18 protein-coding genes are annotated in these 14,284 nt (G+C 65.5%); all 18 read right to left on the bottom strand.

Annotated elements, in window-relative coordinates; genetic code table 11:
- Positions 1-2 precede the first annotated feature (2 nt).
- The 18 genes from SLW52_RS15735 to SLW52_RS15820 are packed head-to-tail and all read right to left on the bottom strand — an operon-like array spanning position 3 to position 14,219.
- Positions 3-749 carry a FliM/FliN family flagellar motor C-terminal domain-containing protein gene (locus SLW52_RS15735; protein ID WP_267123486.1) on the bottom strand — a complete coding sequence of 249 codons (747 nt, stop codon included), beginning with the start codon at positions 747-749 and terminating at the stop codon, positions 3-5.
- Positions 749-1,924: a flagellar basal-body rod protein FlgF gene (gene flgF, locus SLW52_RS15740; RefSeq protein WP_267123485.1), complete on the bottom strand. Its 1,176-nt coding sequence runs from the start codon at positions 1,922-1,924 to the stop codon at positions 749-751. Before flgF ends, SLW52_RS15735 begins: the two co-directional genes overlap by 1 nt.
- A 9-nt stretch (positions 1,925-1,933) precedes the next feature.
- Positions 1,934-2,449, bottom strand: coding sequence for a flagellar hook capping FlgD N-terminal domain-containing protein (locus tag SLW52_RS15745; protein WP_319019498.1), 516 nt, complete (start codon positions 2,447-2,449; stop codon positions 1,934-1,936).
- Positions 2,361-3,083, bottom strand: a complete 723-nt coding sequence (locus tag SLW52_RS15750) for a hypothetical protein (protein WP_267123484.1) — start codon at positions 3,081-3,083, stop codon at positions 2,361-2,363. Before SLW52_RS15750 ends, SLW52_RS15745 begins: the two co-directional genes overlap by 89 nt.
- Positions 3,080-3,502: a hypothetical protein gene (locus SLW52_RS15755; protein WP_267123483.1), complete on the bottom strand. Its 423-nt coding sequence runs from the start codon at positions 3,500-3,502 to the stop codon at positions 3,080-3,082. Before SLW52_RS15755 ends, SLW52_RS15750 begins: the two co-directional genes overlap by 4 nt.
- A 13-nt stretch (positions 3,503-3,515) precedes the next feature.
- Positions 3,516-4,859 carry a FliI/YscN family ATPase gene (locus SLW52_RS15760; RefSeq protein WP_320740665.1) on the bottom strand — a complete coding sequence of 448 codons (1,344 nt, stop codon included), beginning with the start codon at positions 4,857-4,859 and terminating at the stop codon, positions 3,516-3,518.
- Positions 4,856-5,515 (bottom strand): hypothetical protein, encoded by a 660-nt coding sequence (locus SLW52_RS15765; protein WP_320740666.1) that lies wholly within the window; start codon positions 5,513-5,515, stop codon positions 4,856-4,858. The genes SLW52_RS15760 and SLW52_RS15765 overlap by 4 nt, the downstream gene beginning before the upstream one ends.
- Positions 5,512-5,961, bottom strand: a complete 450-nt coding sequence (locus tag SLW52_RS15770; protein WP_320740667.1) for a hypothetical protein — start codon at positions 5,959-5,961, stop codon at positions 5,512-5,514. The genes SLW52_RS15765 and SLW52_RS15770 overlap by 4 nt, the downstream gene beginning before the upstream one ends.
- Complete coding sequence (gene fliF, locus SLW52_RS15775; protein ID WP_320740668.1) at positions 5,958-7,313, bottom strand: flagellar basal-body MS-ring/collar protein FliF; 1,356 nt, start codon at positions 7,311-7,313, stop codon at positions 5,958-5,960. Before fliF ends, SLW52_RS15770 begins: the two co-directional genes overlap by 4 nt.
- Positions 7,314-7,325: 12 nt before the next feature.
- The gene (locus tag SLW52_RS15780; RefSeq protein ID WP_320740669.1) at positions 7,326-7,631 is read right to left on the bottom strand and encodes a flagellar hook-basal body complex protein FliE; all 306 of its coding nucleotides are present in this window, start codon (positions 7,629-7,631) and stop codon (positions 7,326-7,328) included.
- Complete coding sequence (locus tag SLW52_RS15785; RefSeq protein ID WP_267123477.1) at positions 7,628-8,008, bottom strand: flagellar basal body rod C-terminal domain-containing protein; 381 nt, start codon at positions 8,006-8,008, stop codon at positions 7,628-7,630. Before SLW52_RS15785 ends, SLW52_RS15780 begins: the two co-directional genes overlap by 4 nt.
- A 1-nt stretch (position 8,009) precedes the next feature.
- Positions 8,010-8,381, bottom strand: coding sequence for a hypothetical protein (locus SLW52_RS15790; protein ID WP_320740670.1), 372 nt, complete (start codon positions 8,379-8,381; stop codon positions 8,010-8,012).
- A gap of 8 nt (positions 8,382-8,389) precedes the next feature.
- A complete protein-coding gene (locus tag SLW52_RS15795) occupies positions 8,390-9,508 on the bottom strand; it encodes a flagellar basal body P-ring protein FlgI (protein ID WP_320740671.1) in 1,119 nt (372 codons plus the stop codon).
- The gene (locus SLW52_RS15800; RefSeq protein WP_295946598.1) at positions 9,505-10,095 is read right to left on the bottom strand and encodes a flagellar basal body L-ring protein FlgH; all 591 of its coding nucleotides are present in this window, start codon (positions 10,093-10,095) and stop codon (positions 9,505-9,507) included. The genes SLW52_RS15795 and SLW52_RS15800 overlap by 4 nt, the downstream gene beginning before the upstream one ends.
- Positions 10,085-10,795, bottom strand: coding sequence for a flagella basal body P-ring formation protein FlgA (locus tag SLW52_RS15805; RefSeq protein WP_320740672.1), 711 nt, complete (start codon positions 10,793-10,795; stop codon positions 10,085-10,087). Before SLW52_RS15805 ends, SLW52_RS15800 begins: the two co-directional genes overlap by 11 nt.
- Positions 10,792-11,559, bottom strand: a complete 768-nt coding sequence (locus tag SLW52_RS15810) for a flagellar hook-basal body complex protein (protein ID WP_295946593.1) — start codon at positions 11,557-11,559, stop codon at positions 10,792-10,794. Before SLW52_RS15810 ends, SLW52_RS15805 begins: the two co-directional genes overlap by 4 nt.
- A gap of 12 nt (positions 11,560-11,571) precedes the next feature.
- Positions 11,572-12,240: a flagellar hook basal-body protein gene (locus tag SLW52_RS15815; RefSeq protein ID WP_267126384.1), complete on the bottom strand. Its 669-nt coding sequence runs from the start codon at positions 12,238-12,240 to the stop codon at positions 11,572-11,574.
- On the bottom strand, positions 12,237-14,219 hold the full coding sequence (locus SLW52_RS15820) for a flagellar biosynthesis protein FlhA (protein ID WP_320740673.1): 1,983 nt from the start codon (positions 14,217-14,219) through the stop codon (positions 12,237-12,239). The genes SLW52_RS15815 and SLW52_RS15820 overlap by 4 nt, the downstream gene beginning before the upstream one ends.
- Between the last annotated feature and the right edge of the window lie 65 nt (positions 14,220-14,284).

Genomic DNA, 14,284 nt, shown 5'->3' on the forward strand with positions numbered 1-14,284 from the left:
GTCTAGACAATGGACACGGAACGGGTTCCGTGCTCGTCGCGCAGCACACCCTGCGCAAGCATCCGGCCATCGGTCACCAGCCTCACAGCGGCTTCAAGCGAGGCATCACCCACAAGCACCTCACCCACGCGTAGGCCGTTGACTTCGCCCAGCGCGATCTCGCCGAGATCCAATTCGGCACGCACCGTCACGCGCTGCGCGCCCAGCAACGAGGCGCGCGGGCTCAAGCCAGGACGATGTGCGGACACTGCACGCGCCTTGGCATTCGCATCGCACCATGCGCGGTCCGCCCAGAACCATAGCGGTACCGGAAGTCCGGCTACCGTACCGGCCAATCCACCCGCCCTGCCGATGTCCTGCCATGGTGGGATTCCGTCGGCGTCCTGCACGACCTCGCCTGGCAGCGCACCGAGTTCGCCCGTCAGCGCGGACAGCGCCGACAGGGCGACGTCCACCGCCAGCATGGGCGCTGCCTGATGCGGCAACTGCAGCACCGCGGCGCCGAGGACGCTTAATGCGGGCCTTTGCAAGCCCAACACGAACCGCCGCGACCCGGCAGCACCGAGCGACAACCAATGCAGCGAGCGGTCACGCATCGCGGCCGCATCTCCGGCACATGGTACGATTGCACAGGACGAAACTGTCTGCGGAAGCCACGCGGTCTGCCAGCGGGTCAATCGCTCCGCCAGCGCTCCATTCAATTCGGCAAGCGTAGCAGCCGCTTGCCAACCAATACGGTACGTTTCCATCAGCCGCCGCGTGTACTGTTGTAGAGCTGCTCGATCATCTCGTTGCTGACCGTCATCACCCTGGAACTCGCCTGGTAGCCACGCTGGATGATCAGCATGTCGGCGAATTCGCGGGTCAGATCGATGTTCGACATCTCCAGGCTGCCACCCTGAATCTTGCCGAAGACGCTGGTGCCCGCACGACCCAGCTCGCTGCGCTGACTTTCCGCGTCGGACAGCAGCCGTCCACTGGAAAGCTTAAGCGTGCTCTCGCTCTTGAAGGCCGCAAGTGCCAGCTGCTGACCCTGCTGCTTCTCGGTCGAGCTGTAGGTGATCTGCAGCACTCCCTTCTCGTCAAAAGCCAGTGCCGTGATGCCCAGCACCGGTCTGCCATCGTCGACCGTGGCGCTGACGTTATCGGTCAATCCCGAAAGACTGGTGGTGCCCTGGAAGGTGCCAGGCGTCCCGAAGTTGAAGGTGATCTTCTGGTTCCCACCCGGCAGCGCGAGCGTGGCGTCCACGGTGCCATATCCGGCCTCAAGCGAGCCGGCGGTGCTGAATCGCAGTTCGCCACTGCCGACCTGCGCACCGGATTCATCGGTGATGGTGACGGTAAATCGGCGCGAACTGCCCGTGTTCGTTCCCGTGCCGCCGTTGGCAACGGCAAACGCTGCCTTTAGCGTGTGCGTGGCGCCGGCGGCATCGTAGACCGAGATGTTCTTGACTTCGCTGCCGCTGGAGGTAGGCGACAAATTGCCGCTCAGTGTCACGCCAGTCGTCGGCTTGGCGGCCAGCGTCCGGTGCCCTTCTAGCGTCACCGGGGACAAGCGCCCATCCGTGTCGATTGCCATGACCTCGAATTTGCTGATGCCGTCGATCAGGATGCCACGGTCATCGAAAGCGAACTGTCCGGCACGCGTGTAATGCAGCGCACCAGCACTATCGCGCAGGACGAAGTAGCCCGCGCCCTCCACGGCGACATCGGTCGCATTGCCGGTCTGCCTGAGATCGCCTGCCGTGGTACGCAACCCCTGACCGGCGATACGCGTCCCGTGCTCGCCGCTCAGGTTTTCCAGAAATGCATCGCTGCCGCGAAAGCCAGGAGTGTTCATGTTGGCAACATTGTTGCTCACGGTGTCCAGGCTCTTGGAAAAACTGAAGAGACCGGAAAGGCTGTTGTACAACGCCTGAAACATGACGGCTCCTTAGGGTCGCACGAGGGAGATTTGTGGCAGGCGGATGCCGGTCAGGACAGCGCCGGTCGTCTGGACGGTCAACTCCGGACCAGATGCAGTGAATTGCACGGCCTTGATCGACCCCGTCGCCGTGGTGCCGTCCGCCTTGGAGACTTCCACCGCATGATTCAACAAGCTCAAGGCCTGACTGGAGGACGTCATGGTCAGCATGCTTTCCATGTTCAGGCTCAGCTGGCGCGATTGCTCCAGGTTGCTGAACTGCGCCAGCTGCGCCAGGAATTCGCGGTTGTCGACGGGCTCCAGCGGATCCTGGAACTGCAACTGCGACAGGAACAGCTTGATGAAGCCCTCCTGGTCGATGGTCTTGCTGGTCTGCGCACTGGCGCTGCCATTGTTGACAACGCCACCGATTGCATCAATTGCCATTGCCGTCTCCCTATCGCGTCGTGGGGCGGCGCCAGATTTCGGCGCCATTGAACATGATCCGTTGGGCCGCGCTGTTCGCGGTGTCGGACAGCAAGGCATCGACAAGGACGCCGGTATCGCTGCCGCTCATGCGGTAGTCGCGTACCCAAATCGTCATCGTCCCCTCGGTATCCAGCACGCGCTTGACGGAGCGATCGCTCCAGCGTTCGGTTGCCGAGGCCACGGCCGCACGATCAGCCGACGCGGAAACCGGTGAAGCGTCTGCCGGATGCGCGGCACGCACCGGGCACGCTCCAACCACGGCTGCCGAAAGCGCAGCCGCTTCCCGCAGCGCGCCGGCCGCTGCGGGCAATGATTCTGGCGTGCGGAATGGTGTCAATTCAGCCCGCGCGGCAATCTGTTGTGCTGCCTGCAGTGACACAGGCATCGGGGCAAGTCCCCGCAGCCGAGACAACTGGGACAATGCGTAACCAGGATTGGCCTGCCATTCGTAGAGCACACTGATTTCCACCGCGTGGTCGGCGACTGCACGAAATGGGGCATATGCCGCGGGCGCCTTCAGCGTTTCCTCCACTTGCGGATGGACCAGCTTGGGATCCGGCAGATGGACATCCTTTTCCACCCAATCGCGAAAATCCTTCCGGTCCTGGTCGCCATGCGCGCGCGCCCGCGCAGGCGTCCGTTCCGCGTCCTGCGGCGTGCGGGCGGCAGGCAGTACGTCGTGGACGCTCATGCGATCCCTCTTGCGCTCAACCAGAGGGCAACGCTTTCCTCGTGCGCGGCCCGCTCGCGCGCAAGCAACGCACTTCGCCGTGCGGCATCGACGCGACGCTGCACGGCTTCATGCGCAGCTGCCGCACGCTGGTACTTCTGCTGACCAAGCGTCATCTCCGATTGCGCAGCCAGCAACGCCTCCGCTGCCGCGTCGCAATGTGACTGGGCAAGCGATTCGGCCACGATGGCCTCCGCATACAAAGCCAAGTGCAATGCGCCCGCTGCGTCAGTCTTCCGCTTCCACTCGGCGATGGACGCGATGGAGTTCTCTGCATCGACTTTTCGCAAGCGCGCACCATGCTCGTTCGCAGCAGCCAAACGCAAGGCGTCCGCCTGCTTCCGCTTGCCCAGCGCCTGCAGCCTGGCGAGCGATTGCAAGGACCGCAACCGTCTATCTTGCATGACCGGCCTCCGCGCGCGAGGATGCGGGACGCAGCGCAGCAGCGAAATGCTCAAGAGCCTCCGGACGCGACGATACCGTCTGTGCCGGCTGCCGCAGCACGCGCTCGAGCATGGCCCAGACATCCACGGCTTGATCGAGCTCGGCATTGACCCCGCGCTGGTGCGCCCCGAGCTCGATCATGTCGCGCGACGCTTCATAGAGAGCAAGCGAGCGCCGGACCTGGGCAGCCAGAGAGAGTTCGTCCTCGGACGCCAGTCGACCGATCAGGCGACTGACGCTGCCGAGCACGTTGATGGCGGGGTAGTGCCCACGCGCGGCCAGCTCGCGGTCCAGCACGATGTGCCCATCAAGGATCGCGCGCATATGGTCGGTCACCGGCTCGTTGAAGTCGTCGCCTTCCACCAGCACGCTGTAGATCGCGGTGATCGAGCCGCGGCCGTGGTTGCCGCAGCGTTCGGCGATCTTGGGCAGCCAGGAAAAAACCGACGGCGTATAGCCGCGGAACGTCGGAGGCTCACCGACCGCAAGTCCGATTTCCCGCTGCGCCATCGCAAAGCGCGTGATCGAATCCACGACGAGCAACACCGACTTGCCCTGATCGCGGAAGAACTCGGCGATCGCGTGCGCGGCATGGACGGCATGGGTGCGTACCAACGCCGGCTGATCGGCGGTGGCCGCAACCACCACGCTGCGCTTGAGTCCCTCTGCGCCCAGCGATTGCCGCACGAAGTCACCAACCTCGCGACCACGCTCGCCGATCAGTGCCAAGACGACGACGTCGGCCTGCACATTACGCGCCAACATGCCGAGCAAGGAGCTCTTGCCGACACCGCTTCCGGCAAAGATGCCGATGCGTTGCCCCCGGCCCAGGGTCAGCAGCGCATCGACCACGCGCACACCGGTTTCCAGGACATGGTCGATCTCCTGCCTGTGCAGAGGATTCGGCGCAGCGGCGTGCAATGGATAGCGCACGTCTTCACGGATTGCGCCCAGCCCGTCCAGGGGCTGACAAAAGGCATCCACCACGCGCCCAAGCATCTCCACACCCACCGGCACATCAAGCGTGCGGCCCGTCGCGCGAACTTCGTCGCCCACCGACAGACCCACCACGCCATCGTAGGGCAGCAACAGCGTGCGTCCGTTTTTCAGCCCGACCACCTGCGCGCGCACGTGCTCATGGAGGCGGCCGCTGACGATTTCGCACACCTCGCCAACTCCGGCGTCGGGACCGTCGGCCTCGATCACCAGGCCATTGAAAGCTGAGACCCGCCCGCGACGCAGCACGTAGGGCTGCCGCTCGACCTCCGCCAACAGGTGCGCCAACAGGCTCACGATGCGCCCCGCTCCGCCACATGGGCGGCGAAGCCGGCAAGCAACGCCACCTTCAACGCCTCCAGACGGACGTCGAGCCCGAGCTGGTAGTGCCCCGCGGCCGTCTCGATCACGCACTGCCCGGCTGACAACATCGAATCGGCAATCACATCTACCGACAGGCCAGCCAGATCCAGCGCCGCGTCTTGTGGAGCGAGGCGAACTGCAGCGACACGATGCTTTGTGGTCTGTACCGCCTGCTGACAAATCGCCTGCATGAGAGTTCGGTTGGCGTACTGCTGGCCCAGCACCTTCGCGACCGCCGCATAGCTGACTTCCACCGCAACTTCCTGCGCGCTATTGGCCTGCGCGTCGATGGCCTGTGTCAGGCCGGCGAAGAGCGCCTCCAACTGATGCCGCGTCTGGGTCAGCCGTTCACGCTCTTCGTCAGCGCTGGCACGCAGCTGTTCGGTGGCAGCGGCGATCTCGCGCTGAATTTCGTCGGCGGCATCCTGCTGTGCGGCAGCCCAGCCTTCCCGATAGCCGCGATCGCTCGCCGCGGCGAACGCCTCCTGCAGCAATGCCTCCGCGGACGGACTCGGCGGCGCATCCATTGCTGCTGCACGTACGGCGTGCCAGGGTTGATGCACCCCTTCCTGCCAGGTCGAGCGCTTCATTGCGGCGCTCCTTCTGCCAGGCGATGATGCGCTGCGGCTACGACCGCTTCGCGAACCGCTGGCGCCAGGGTGGGGCATTCGCGCATGTCACGGCGCACCCGCTCCGCAAAGCGCGCGTCGATCAACGAGAACAGGAAATCCGACGCATCCATGCCGAGCGCGACAACCAGGCGGCTGTACGAACCGCTGTCCAGCGTCCGCGACAGCGTCACCAATCGATCCAGATCCATCTCACCACGGCGATCAGGCGCTTGGCGCGCTTGCCCGCCACAGATCGTCGCGACCAACGATCCAATATCCCACCGCCGCTTGCGTACGACCGCAGCTTCCGCCTCGATGCGCCCAGCCACGTCCAACGGCAACGACGCGATCAATGCGCGCCTGGTGCGCGGCTGCATCACACTCGCCAGCAATGCGGCCATTTTGACCCGGTCAGATGCGATCATTTCGGCGCCACCGCCAGCCAGGCGCGGATCTGCGTCGCGGCAGCCTCGCTCTCGCGGGGACTCAGGTAACGGGTACGGCGGGCCATCAGCCAACCCGCAAGGAGGCCGACAAGGAGGCCGGCCGAGCCGATCAGGACAGCAACCAATATCGGAATGCCCCCCGCCTGCAGCGGCGACGACCGCACGGCAGACCGGGATACAGGCACAGGCGCGGTTCCGGATGCGGACCTCCGCGCAGGTGTAGGCAGCACTCCGATTTCCACGACATCGCCGCGCGTAGGATCGACGCCGACCGCCGCCGCGACCAGGCGCTGCAGATGTTGTTGCTGCACGGCGTCGACTGGCGCAGCCAACACGACTGCGACGGAGATGCGCTCGATCCTGCCCGTCGCCTTCGTCACCTCTTCCTTGTCTGTTCCGTGCGCATACTCGACCTGCTCGCTGAGCAGCCCACTGCCGGCACCCTCCGCCGCCTTGTCCGAACTTGCGCTCCGGCGTACGACGGCGCCAGCCCCTTGGCCTGGCGCATCGACCACCCGTTCGCTGGTCTTGCGCACCTTGTCGAAGTTCATCTGGACGTTGACGGAGACGGCAGCGTTCTCGCCGCCGGGCGCGTTGGCCAGCAGCTTGCGAATGTCGCTCTCGTATTGTGCAGCGAGCGTACGTGCGGCGCCGCCACGCTCGCCGGCAGCATCTGCACCTTCGGCCTCCCCGCCGCTGAGCTGCAACCCGGAGGGACCAACGACGATGACCGAATCTGCCTTCAGGCCATCCACCGCCGCGGCGACCAGGTTGCGGATGCCAGCCACCTGCCGCGCATCCAGCCGTGCGCCGGGTGCAAGCGCAACGGCAACGGATGCCTTGGACTCGCCATCCTCGGCCAGGAACATGCCCGGGCGGCGGATCGACAGATGCACGCGTACGTTCTGAACACCGGGAATGGTCGCGATCGTTCGTTCGATCTCGCCCTGCAGCGCGCGTTGATAGCTGATGCGCTGGGCGAACTCGGTCACACCCAACTCGCTGTGATCGAACAGCTCGAAACCGACATGTCCGCCCTTGGGAATGCCGGCCGATACCAGGCGCATCCGCAACGGATGCACCTGGGACTGCTCGACCAGGATGCCGTTGCCGTCATCGGTGTAGCTATGCGGCACCTTCCACTCGTCCAGGGCCGCAGAGACCTCCGCGGCATCGGATTCCTTCAGGTCCCCGAACAACAGCGCCTGGCGAGAGGACAGCACCCACCACAGCGCGCCGGCGGTGACCAGCACGATCGCCAGCGCGCCAAGCAGCAGGCCTCGGCGGCGGGTCGGGCTCAGGGCGGAATAGGTATTGGTCAGAAGCGCCACGTGTCTGGGTCCTTACAGCTGCATCCTGGAAAGCTCTTGATAGCCTTCCACCAGTCGATTGCGCACCTCCGAGAACAACATCAGGTGCATGCGCGCCTCTTCCAGGGAGATCATCAGGTCGTGCGGCGCGATGTCGTGGCCGGCGGCCAACTCGCGCACGTTCTGATCCGCTGCGCCCAGCGCCTGATCGACCTTGGCCATGCCTTGCTCGACGATGCGGCCGAAATCGGCAGGCTGCAGCGCCGATGTCGCCACGGACGCTTCCGGTCCGGCATGGGCCAGCAGCGATGTCACCGCTTCTATCGCCGACATGGTCATTTGCCTCCGATTTCCAGTGCGCGCAGTACCATGCTGCGCAACACGTTGAACGACCGGACATTAGCCTCGTAGCCGCGGCTGGCGGTCATCAGCGTGGTCATTTCGCCGACCATGTCCACCGCGGGGTAATGCACCATGCCCTTCGCGTCGGCCATCGGATGCTTCGGATCCAACACCGTCCGCGTCCCGAGCTCGCGTGCCGCGGACACACCCTCGTCCTGTCCCACCAGCGTTGCGAACGATGGTCCGGCCTTGGTCAGTTGGTTCGGGTCGAGGGCGCGGTTGGCCACTGCAATGTGACGGCCCGCCTCATCCATCCGCAGCCGTTCGTTCTGCATGCCTGCACGGCTTGCTTCCAGGATTGCATCGATGCCCATCTCAGCTCCTTCCGGTGATTGCCAGGCGCATCAGACCGAAATGCCGGCTCAGCGATTCGGTCAGCGCCTGGTAGTTGAGGCCCGCCGACACGGAGTCGGCGACGAGTTCGTCCAGCGAGGCCTGCGGCAGATCGTTGCGCTCGTTCACCACGGCCAGGGGCCCCTTGGCCGGGTCGTGCAGCATCCCGGCAACGTCTTGCGGCGTTGCACCTGCCGCGGCTTCCAGCAGGCGGCTAGCCTCGGTATCGTCGACGACGAAGCGGGTCGCGTTGGCGGAGGACGCATTGACGATGTTCCAGCCTGCGACTTCCGCTTTCAGTTTGCTCACACCCAATGCCGTACGTACGGCATCGACGGTCAGATCGTGCGCCATGACATGTCCTATTGAATGACCAGTTCGCCGTCGAGCGCGCCCGCCGACTTGATGGACTGAAGTACCGCGATCACGTCGCGGGTGGAGAGCTTCACCGCCCGTAGCGCCGAGATCAGTTCGGCAACCGTGGCACCTTCGGCGATCTTCACCACCGGCGCGACGCCCTCCTCTGTCTTGATCTCGCTTTCGGGCACCAGCACGCTGCGAATGCCCGGACTCGGGCGGACCAGCAGGCCGTCCGGCTGGGAGACGCTGTAGTGCGTCGCGATTTCCACGCGCAGGTCGCCATGCGAGATGCTGACCTGCCCCACCCGGATATCGCCTCCCGCCACGACGGTGCCGGTGCGCTCGTTGATGACCACGCGTGCCGGGCGCTCCCGCGCCACGCGGACGTTCTCGACCTGCGCGATCCGCGCGACGCGATTGCCGTCATCACGGAAGCGGACGACCACCTTGCCCGCGTGTTCCGCCGTGGCGGTCGCTCCCGGCACCGTGCGCGTGATCGCTTCGGCGATGTGGTTGGCGGTAGTGAAATCGGCTTCTTCCAGCAGCACGCTGAGCGTGCCGGGCTGACCGGCCACGTCCAGCGGCGCCGCGCGTTCGACGGTCGCGCCCGAGGGAATCCAGCCCACGGTCGGATGGTTCTTCTGCACCGAAGCGGTGACAGCCTCGAACTGGTAGCCGCCGACGGAAATCGCGCCCTGCGCGATCGCATAGACCTTGCCGTCCGGGCCCGACAGCGGCGCCAGCATGAGCGTGCCGCCGGTCAGGCTGCGCGCATCCCCTGCAGAGGACACCTGCACATCCAGCGGCTGGCCAGGCTCCGCGAATGCCGGCAATTTCGCCGTCACCAGCACCGCCGCCACATTGCGGCTGGATAGATCGTTCAGTTCGACCGCCACCCCGAAGTTGCGCAGGGTATTGGCGACCGACTGCACCGTCGCGCGGTTGCGCGGCGAGTCCCCGGAGCCGGACAGTCCGAACACCAGCCCATAGCCGGTCAGCGGATTTTCTCGCACCCCGGCGATACGCGCCACGTCCTTGACTTTGACCTCATGGCTTTCGGTCGCCGAGGCGGCACCGGCGAAAAGACCGACAAGCAACACGAGCGGATGCAGGAATTTCATAGCACCCTCAGCCATTTCAACACCCGATACACCATGCTCTGCCGCTGCGATTCCGCCACCGCGCCCTTTCCGTCGAACTGCACATGCGCGTTGGCCAGGCGATGCGACCAGACCGTATTGTCCGAAAGGATATCGTCGGGTCGCACGATACCGCTCAGCACGATGTGCTGATCTTCCTTGTTGATGGTCAGCGACTGCTCGCCCTCGACCGCCAGCGACCCATCGGGAAGCACCGCGGTGACGCGCACCGACAGCTGGGTCCGCAGTTCGCCGACGCGGGAGGTTTCGCCGCTGCCCTTGGTGCCGCCGGCCAGGCTCGCATCGAATGCGCCACGATAGGCGTTGTTGCCCGCCGTACCGCTCACCCGCACGTCCGATCCGGCATCGGTCGCGGCGCTGGAGCGCGCACGCGCGGCTTCCAGCACATTGACCGTCAGGATGTCACCCACCCGGTAGGCACGCCGGTCCGACGCGATGCCGCGGTAGGTATCGGGATTGATCAGGCTTTCCTGGGCGATGGCGGCATGCGCCATACCGAACGCCAGCAGCAGCGGCAATGCCCGGGACCACACACGATCAGCGTTCAATCGCCACCTCCCCTCGCGCCACGACGCGCGCCTTGACGGAGGCGTGCGCCCCCTCCGGCACCACGGCGATCAATTCGCCGGTTTGTCCGCCATCGATAGCCAGTGCTGGCATGCGCACCACCACCGCCCCCTGGGTCAGCCGCAACATCACGCGCTCGCGCTGCTCCACCGTGCGCGGCTGCTGGAAATCCGATGCCAGCAGCACGTCGCCCGCGCGCACTTCGCGGCGCAGACGCAACTGGGCCACGAGTGCCTCGTCTGTCACGGCCGGGCCACGCTCGGTCAGACCTGCGACATTCACGCGAGCGGATCGGGTTGTCAGCGATGCATAGTCGGTGCCCTTGGCGTAGCGGTCCGCATAGACCGGCACCTGCGCCCACCATTTCGCCGAGAACCACACCATCCTGGTCTGCTGCGTCTTACCTTCGACCAGGATCCGCACCGGAACGCCGACCCGAGCCCGCGGCCACGCGCCTGCGATCGTGCCGGCCTCAAGAGTGACGGCGGCAGGATCGGCGTCGAGATGCGATTCGGCAGGCGGGGTCGGTTCCAGTTCCAACTGCCCGGCCACCGACGACGGCAACCCTTGCAGATAGGCGCTGGCGCACGCGACCAGGCGCTCCGGCGCCAGGGTCGTCGTCGCAGCGATCGCCCACATCGGGCACGCCGCCAACAGCAGGAACGCGAAACGGATCATCATCGGCGCAGGTTGTTGATGGTTTCCAGCACCTGGTCGGATGCCTGCAGCACGCGTGCGTTCAACTGGTACGCGCGTTGCGCCAGCACCAGCCCGGTCATTTCGTCGATCATGTCGACGTTCGCGGACTCCAGGTAGCCCTGCTGCAGCTTGCCGGCGCCGTCCACGCCGGCCGTGGCGACGATCGGCTCCCCGGAACGGCTGCTGGCCTGGAACACGTTGTCGCCGTAGGCGCTCAAGCCTTCGGTGGAGGCGAAGGTCACCAGATCGATGGTACCCAGCACGCTGCGCTCCTGGGCTCCCTCCAGCGTTGCACTCACCTCGCCCGCGCTGGAGATCAGCAGATCGGACGCGCCGCTGGGGACCTGGATGCCGGGCGCCAGCCGCATGCCGTTGACCGCCGTCAGATAGCCTTGTGCGTCCAGCCGGAATTGGCCGGAGCGGGTGTAGAAACGTTCGCCATTGGCATTCTCGAGTTCGAAGAAGCCGCTTCCGTCGATGGCCACGTCCAGGGTGTTGCGGGTGGGCTGCATCGCGCCCGCGCCAAACTCCATGGTCGTGGACATGACCCGCGTCCCGCCGCCATGCAACATGGCCGCCTGGTCGATGCTGTCGCCGGCCATCGGCACATTCGCGATTTCGGCGAAGTTCACCCGCCCGCGCTTGAAGCCAGGCGTCTGCATGTTGGCGACATTGTTGGAAATGACGTCGATCTGCTGCTGCTGGCTGCGCAGACCACTGGAGGAGATATAAAGCGCATCGATCATGAGAGTGCCCTGTTAGTTGTCGCCGACGCGGTTGATGCCCACGTCGAGCACCTTGTCGTAGAGAGAGATGACGCGTTGCACGGATTCGGCATGGCGCGTCAGTTCGATCAGCTGCAATGTCTGCTCCGCGGCATCGACGTTCGACTGCTCGACCGCACCCTGCTCGACGCTGCCGTTCCAGTCCTGCAACGCCCCGTCGTAACGGTAGCCACCGGCCGCGGGCACCAGCCGGCCGGCATCGGCGACGTCCACGAGCAGCAGGCGGCCGAGCGACTGGTCACCGCTCCAGACCGCGCCGTCGCGCTCCACGCGGATGTCGCCCTGCGGCAACGTCAACGGGCCGCTGTCGGTGAGCACCGGCATGCCGTCGCGCGTCACCAGCATGCCGTCCGCCGAACGCACGAACGAGCCCGACCGCGTCAGCACCCGCTGCTCTCCGTCCTGCACCACGAAGAAGCCATTGCCGCGCAAGGCCAGATCGAGGCCGCGCTGGGTCTCCTTCAATGGCCCGTCGCTCAGTTGCAGCGCACCGCGCACCCCGGAAACGGTAGCGAAATCCGGAACGCCGCGAACCGACTGGTAGCCGGGCGTGTTGATGTTGGCCACGTTGCGACTGATGGCATTGAGGCCTTCGACATCCGCATTCAGGCTGCGGCTGATGGCATTGATCGCGTCGCTCATGCGGCGGCCTGCAAGGAAGTCCCCACGGCCGCGAACGAGCGGACCATGGTGGTGGAGGGAATTTCGTTCAGTCCGAGCACCGCCACGTGCGGCAATGAGCGCTGGATCAAGGCGCGCAACGGACGCCGCAGCGGCGACGGGCACAGCAGCACCGGCTGCAGGCTCCGTCCCATCATCGCTTCGGCCGAACGCGAGAGCTGGCGCACGAAGCCGTCCAGCTCCGCCATGTCGTTGAACAGAGAAGCACGCCCCTCCGTCGCCCGCTGGTTGCCCATCAAGGCCCGCTCGATGCCCGGCTCCAGGGTCAGTACATTCAGTTCGCCACGCGGATCCACGTAGCGCTGGCAGATGGTCGCACCCAGTCGCTCGCGCACGCGCTCAGCCAGTTCGGCCGGTGCTTTCATGGTGCGGCCGCAATCGAGCAGCACTTCGATGATCGCTTCGAGGTTGCGAATGCTGACCTGCTCGCGCAGCAGCATCTGCAGGGTCTTCTGGATATCCGAGTAGGTGAGTACGGCGGGCACCAGTTCGTTGAGCATCGCCGTGCCGCGTTCGCCCATCCGCGCCATCAGGCGCTCGGTTTCGGTGCGGCTGAGCAGCTCCGGACTATGCGTCTTCACCAACTCGTTGAGATGGGTGATCAGCACGGTGTCCGGCTCCACCAGCGTGTAGCCTGCGGCGCGCGCGCTCTGCCGCTGTTCGGGCTGGATCCAAAGGGCAGGAAGACCATAGGCCGGGTCGCGCGTTTCCAGCCCGTCCAGCTTGGTCTTGATGCCGCCGGGATTGATCGCCAGCACCCGCTCCGGATACAGGACGCCATGCGCTACCCGGTTGCCTTCGAGATGGAACTCGTAACCGCCGGCATCCAGCTCCGGGCGCAGGCTCGTCTGCACCTTCGGCAACACGAACCCGAGGTCCATCGCCACCTGCTTGCGCAGATTGGCGATGCGCTCGGCGAAGTCGCCGGCCGGTCCCAACAGCATGTCATGCACCGCACCGCCCAGCCTGATCTCGACCGGCTCGACCCGCATCGCCTGCTGCAGATCATCATGCGTGGCAGGGGCCGCTTCTTCTTCGGGTTCGGTCGCCGCCGTGGGTTCCTTGTTGCGGCTGAACCTTATCAGTACCGCGATGCCGGCCAGCACCAGAAGCACCGGCCACTTGGGAAAGCCCGGCAGCAGGAGGACCAGCAGCAACGCCGCCCCGACCACAAGCAAGGCCTTCGGGTTGGACAGAACCTGACGCGGGATCTCAGCGCCCAGCCGCGCGTCGGCAGCGGCGCGGGTGATGATGATGCCGGTCGCCACCGCGATGACAAGCGAGGGAATCTGCGTGACGATGCCGTCGCCGACGGTCAGCAGGGTGAAACGCTGCACCGCCTCCGTCCAGGGCATCCCCATCTGCGCAATGCCGATCGCCAGGCCGCCGACGATATTGATCAGCACGATGACGATGCCGGCGATGGCGTCGCCTTTCACGAACTTGGTCGCGCCGTCCATCGCGCCGTAGAAATTGGCTTCCTTCTCGATCTGTTTGCGGCGGCGACGCGCCTCGTGCTCGTCGATGAGCCCCATGTTCATGTCGGCGTCGATGCTCATCTGCTTGCCGGGCATGCTGTCCAGGGTGAAGCGCGCTGCCACCTCGGCGACTCGCTGCGCGCCTGTGGTGACCACGACGTACTGCACGACCACCAGGATCAGGAACACGACGATGCCGACGACATAGTTGCCGCGGATCACGAACGAACCGATCGCGGCGATGACGCGGCCCGCATCGGCGCCATCGAGGATCAGGCGCGTCGCCGACACATTCAGCGCCAGGCGGAACATGGTCGCCAGCAGCAACAAGGTCGGGAACGTGGAGAAGTTGAGCGGCGACTCGGTAAAGAAGGTCACCAACAGGATCAGCAGCGCCAGGCTGATGTTGATGATCAACAGCAGGTCCAGCACCACCGAGGGTACCGGCACGAACAGCACCATGAGCACGCCCACGACTAGGCCCACCAGGGCCAGGTCGCGCTTGTCCTGCAGCAGCGGTGCCAGCA

This window comes from Xanthomonas sp. LF02-5, assembly GCF_034105325.1.
In the GTDB taxonomy this organism is placed as follows: domain Bacteria; phylum Pseudomonadota; class Gammaproteobacteria; order Xanthomonadales; family Xanthomonadaceae; genus Xanthomonas_A; species Xanthomonas_A sontii.

Excerpts from the sequence above, each read along its gene's own strand:
- SLW52_RS15735 (WP_267123486.1), bottom strand. The coding sequence starts at position 749 with ATGGAAACGTACCGTATTGGTTGGCAAGCGGCTGCTACGCTTGCCGAA.
- flgF (WP_267123485.1), bottom strand. The coding sequence starts at position 1,924 with ATGTTTCAGGCGTTGTACAACAGCCTTTCCGGTCTCTTCAGTTTTTCC.
- SLW52_RS15745 (WP_319019498.1), bottom strand. The coding sequence starts at position 2,449 with ATGCCTTGCTGTCCGACACCGCGAACAGCGCGGCCCAACGGATCATGT.
- SLW52_RS15750 (WP_267123484.1), bottom strand. The coding sequence starts at position 3,083 with ATGAGCGTCCACGACGTACTGCCTGCCGCCCGCACGCCGCAGGACGCG.
- SLW52_RS15765 (WP_320740666.1), bottom strand. The coding sequence starts at position 5,515 with ATGAAGCGCTCGACCTGGCAGGAAGGGGTGCATCAACCCTGGCACGCC.
- SLW52_RS15770 (WP_320740667.1), bottom strand. The coding sequence starts at position 5,961 with ATGATCGCATCTGACCGGGTCAAAATGGCCGCATTGCTGGCGAGTGTG.
- SLW52_RS15780 (WP_320740669.1), bottom strand. The coding sequence starts at position 7,631 with ATGACCATGTCGGCGATAGAAGCGGTGACATCGCTGCTGGCCCATGCC.
- SLW52_RS15785 (WP_267123477.1), bottom strand. The coding sequence starts at position 8,008 with ATGGGCATCGATGCAATCCTGGAAGCAAGCCGTGCAGGCATGCAGAAC.
- SLW52_RS15790 (WP_320740670.1), bottom strand. The coding sequence starts at position 8,381 with ATGGCGCACGATCTGACCGTCGATGCCGTACGTACGGCATTGGGTGTG.
- SLW52_RS15795 (WP_320740671.1), bottom strand. The coding sequence starts at position 9,508 with ATGAAATTCCTGCATCCGCTCGTGTTGCTTGTCGGTCTTTTCGCCGGT.
- SLW52_RS15805 (WP_320740672.1), bottom strand. The coding sequence starts at position 10,795 with ATGATGATCCGTTTCGCGTTCCTGCTGTTGGCGGCGTGCCCGATGTGG.
- SLW52_RS15810 (WP_295946593.1), bottom strand. The coding sequence starts at position 11,559 with ATGATCGATGCGCTTTATATCTCCTCCAGTGGTCTGCGCAGCCAGCAG.
- SLW52_RS15815 (WP_267126384.1), bottom strand. The coding sequence starts at position 12,240 with ATGAGCGACGCGATCAATGCCATCAGCCGCAGCCTGAATGCGGATGTC.
- SLW52_RS15820 (WP_320740673.1), bottom strand. The coding sequence starts at position 14,219 with ATGGTGCTGTTCGTGCCGGTACCCTCGGTGGTGCTGGACCTGCTGTTG.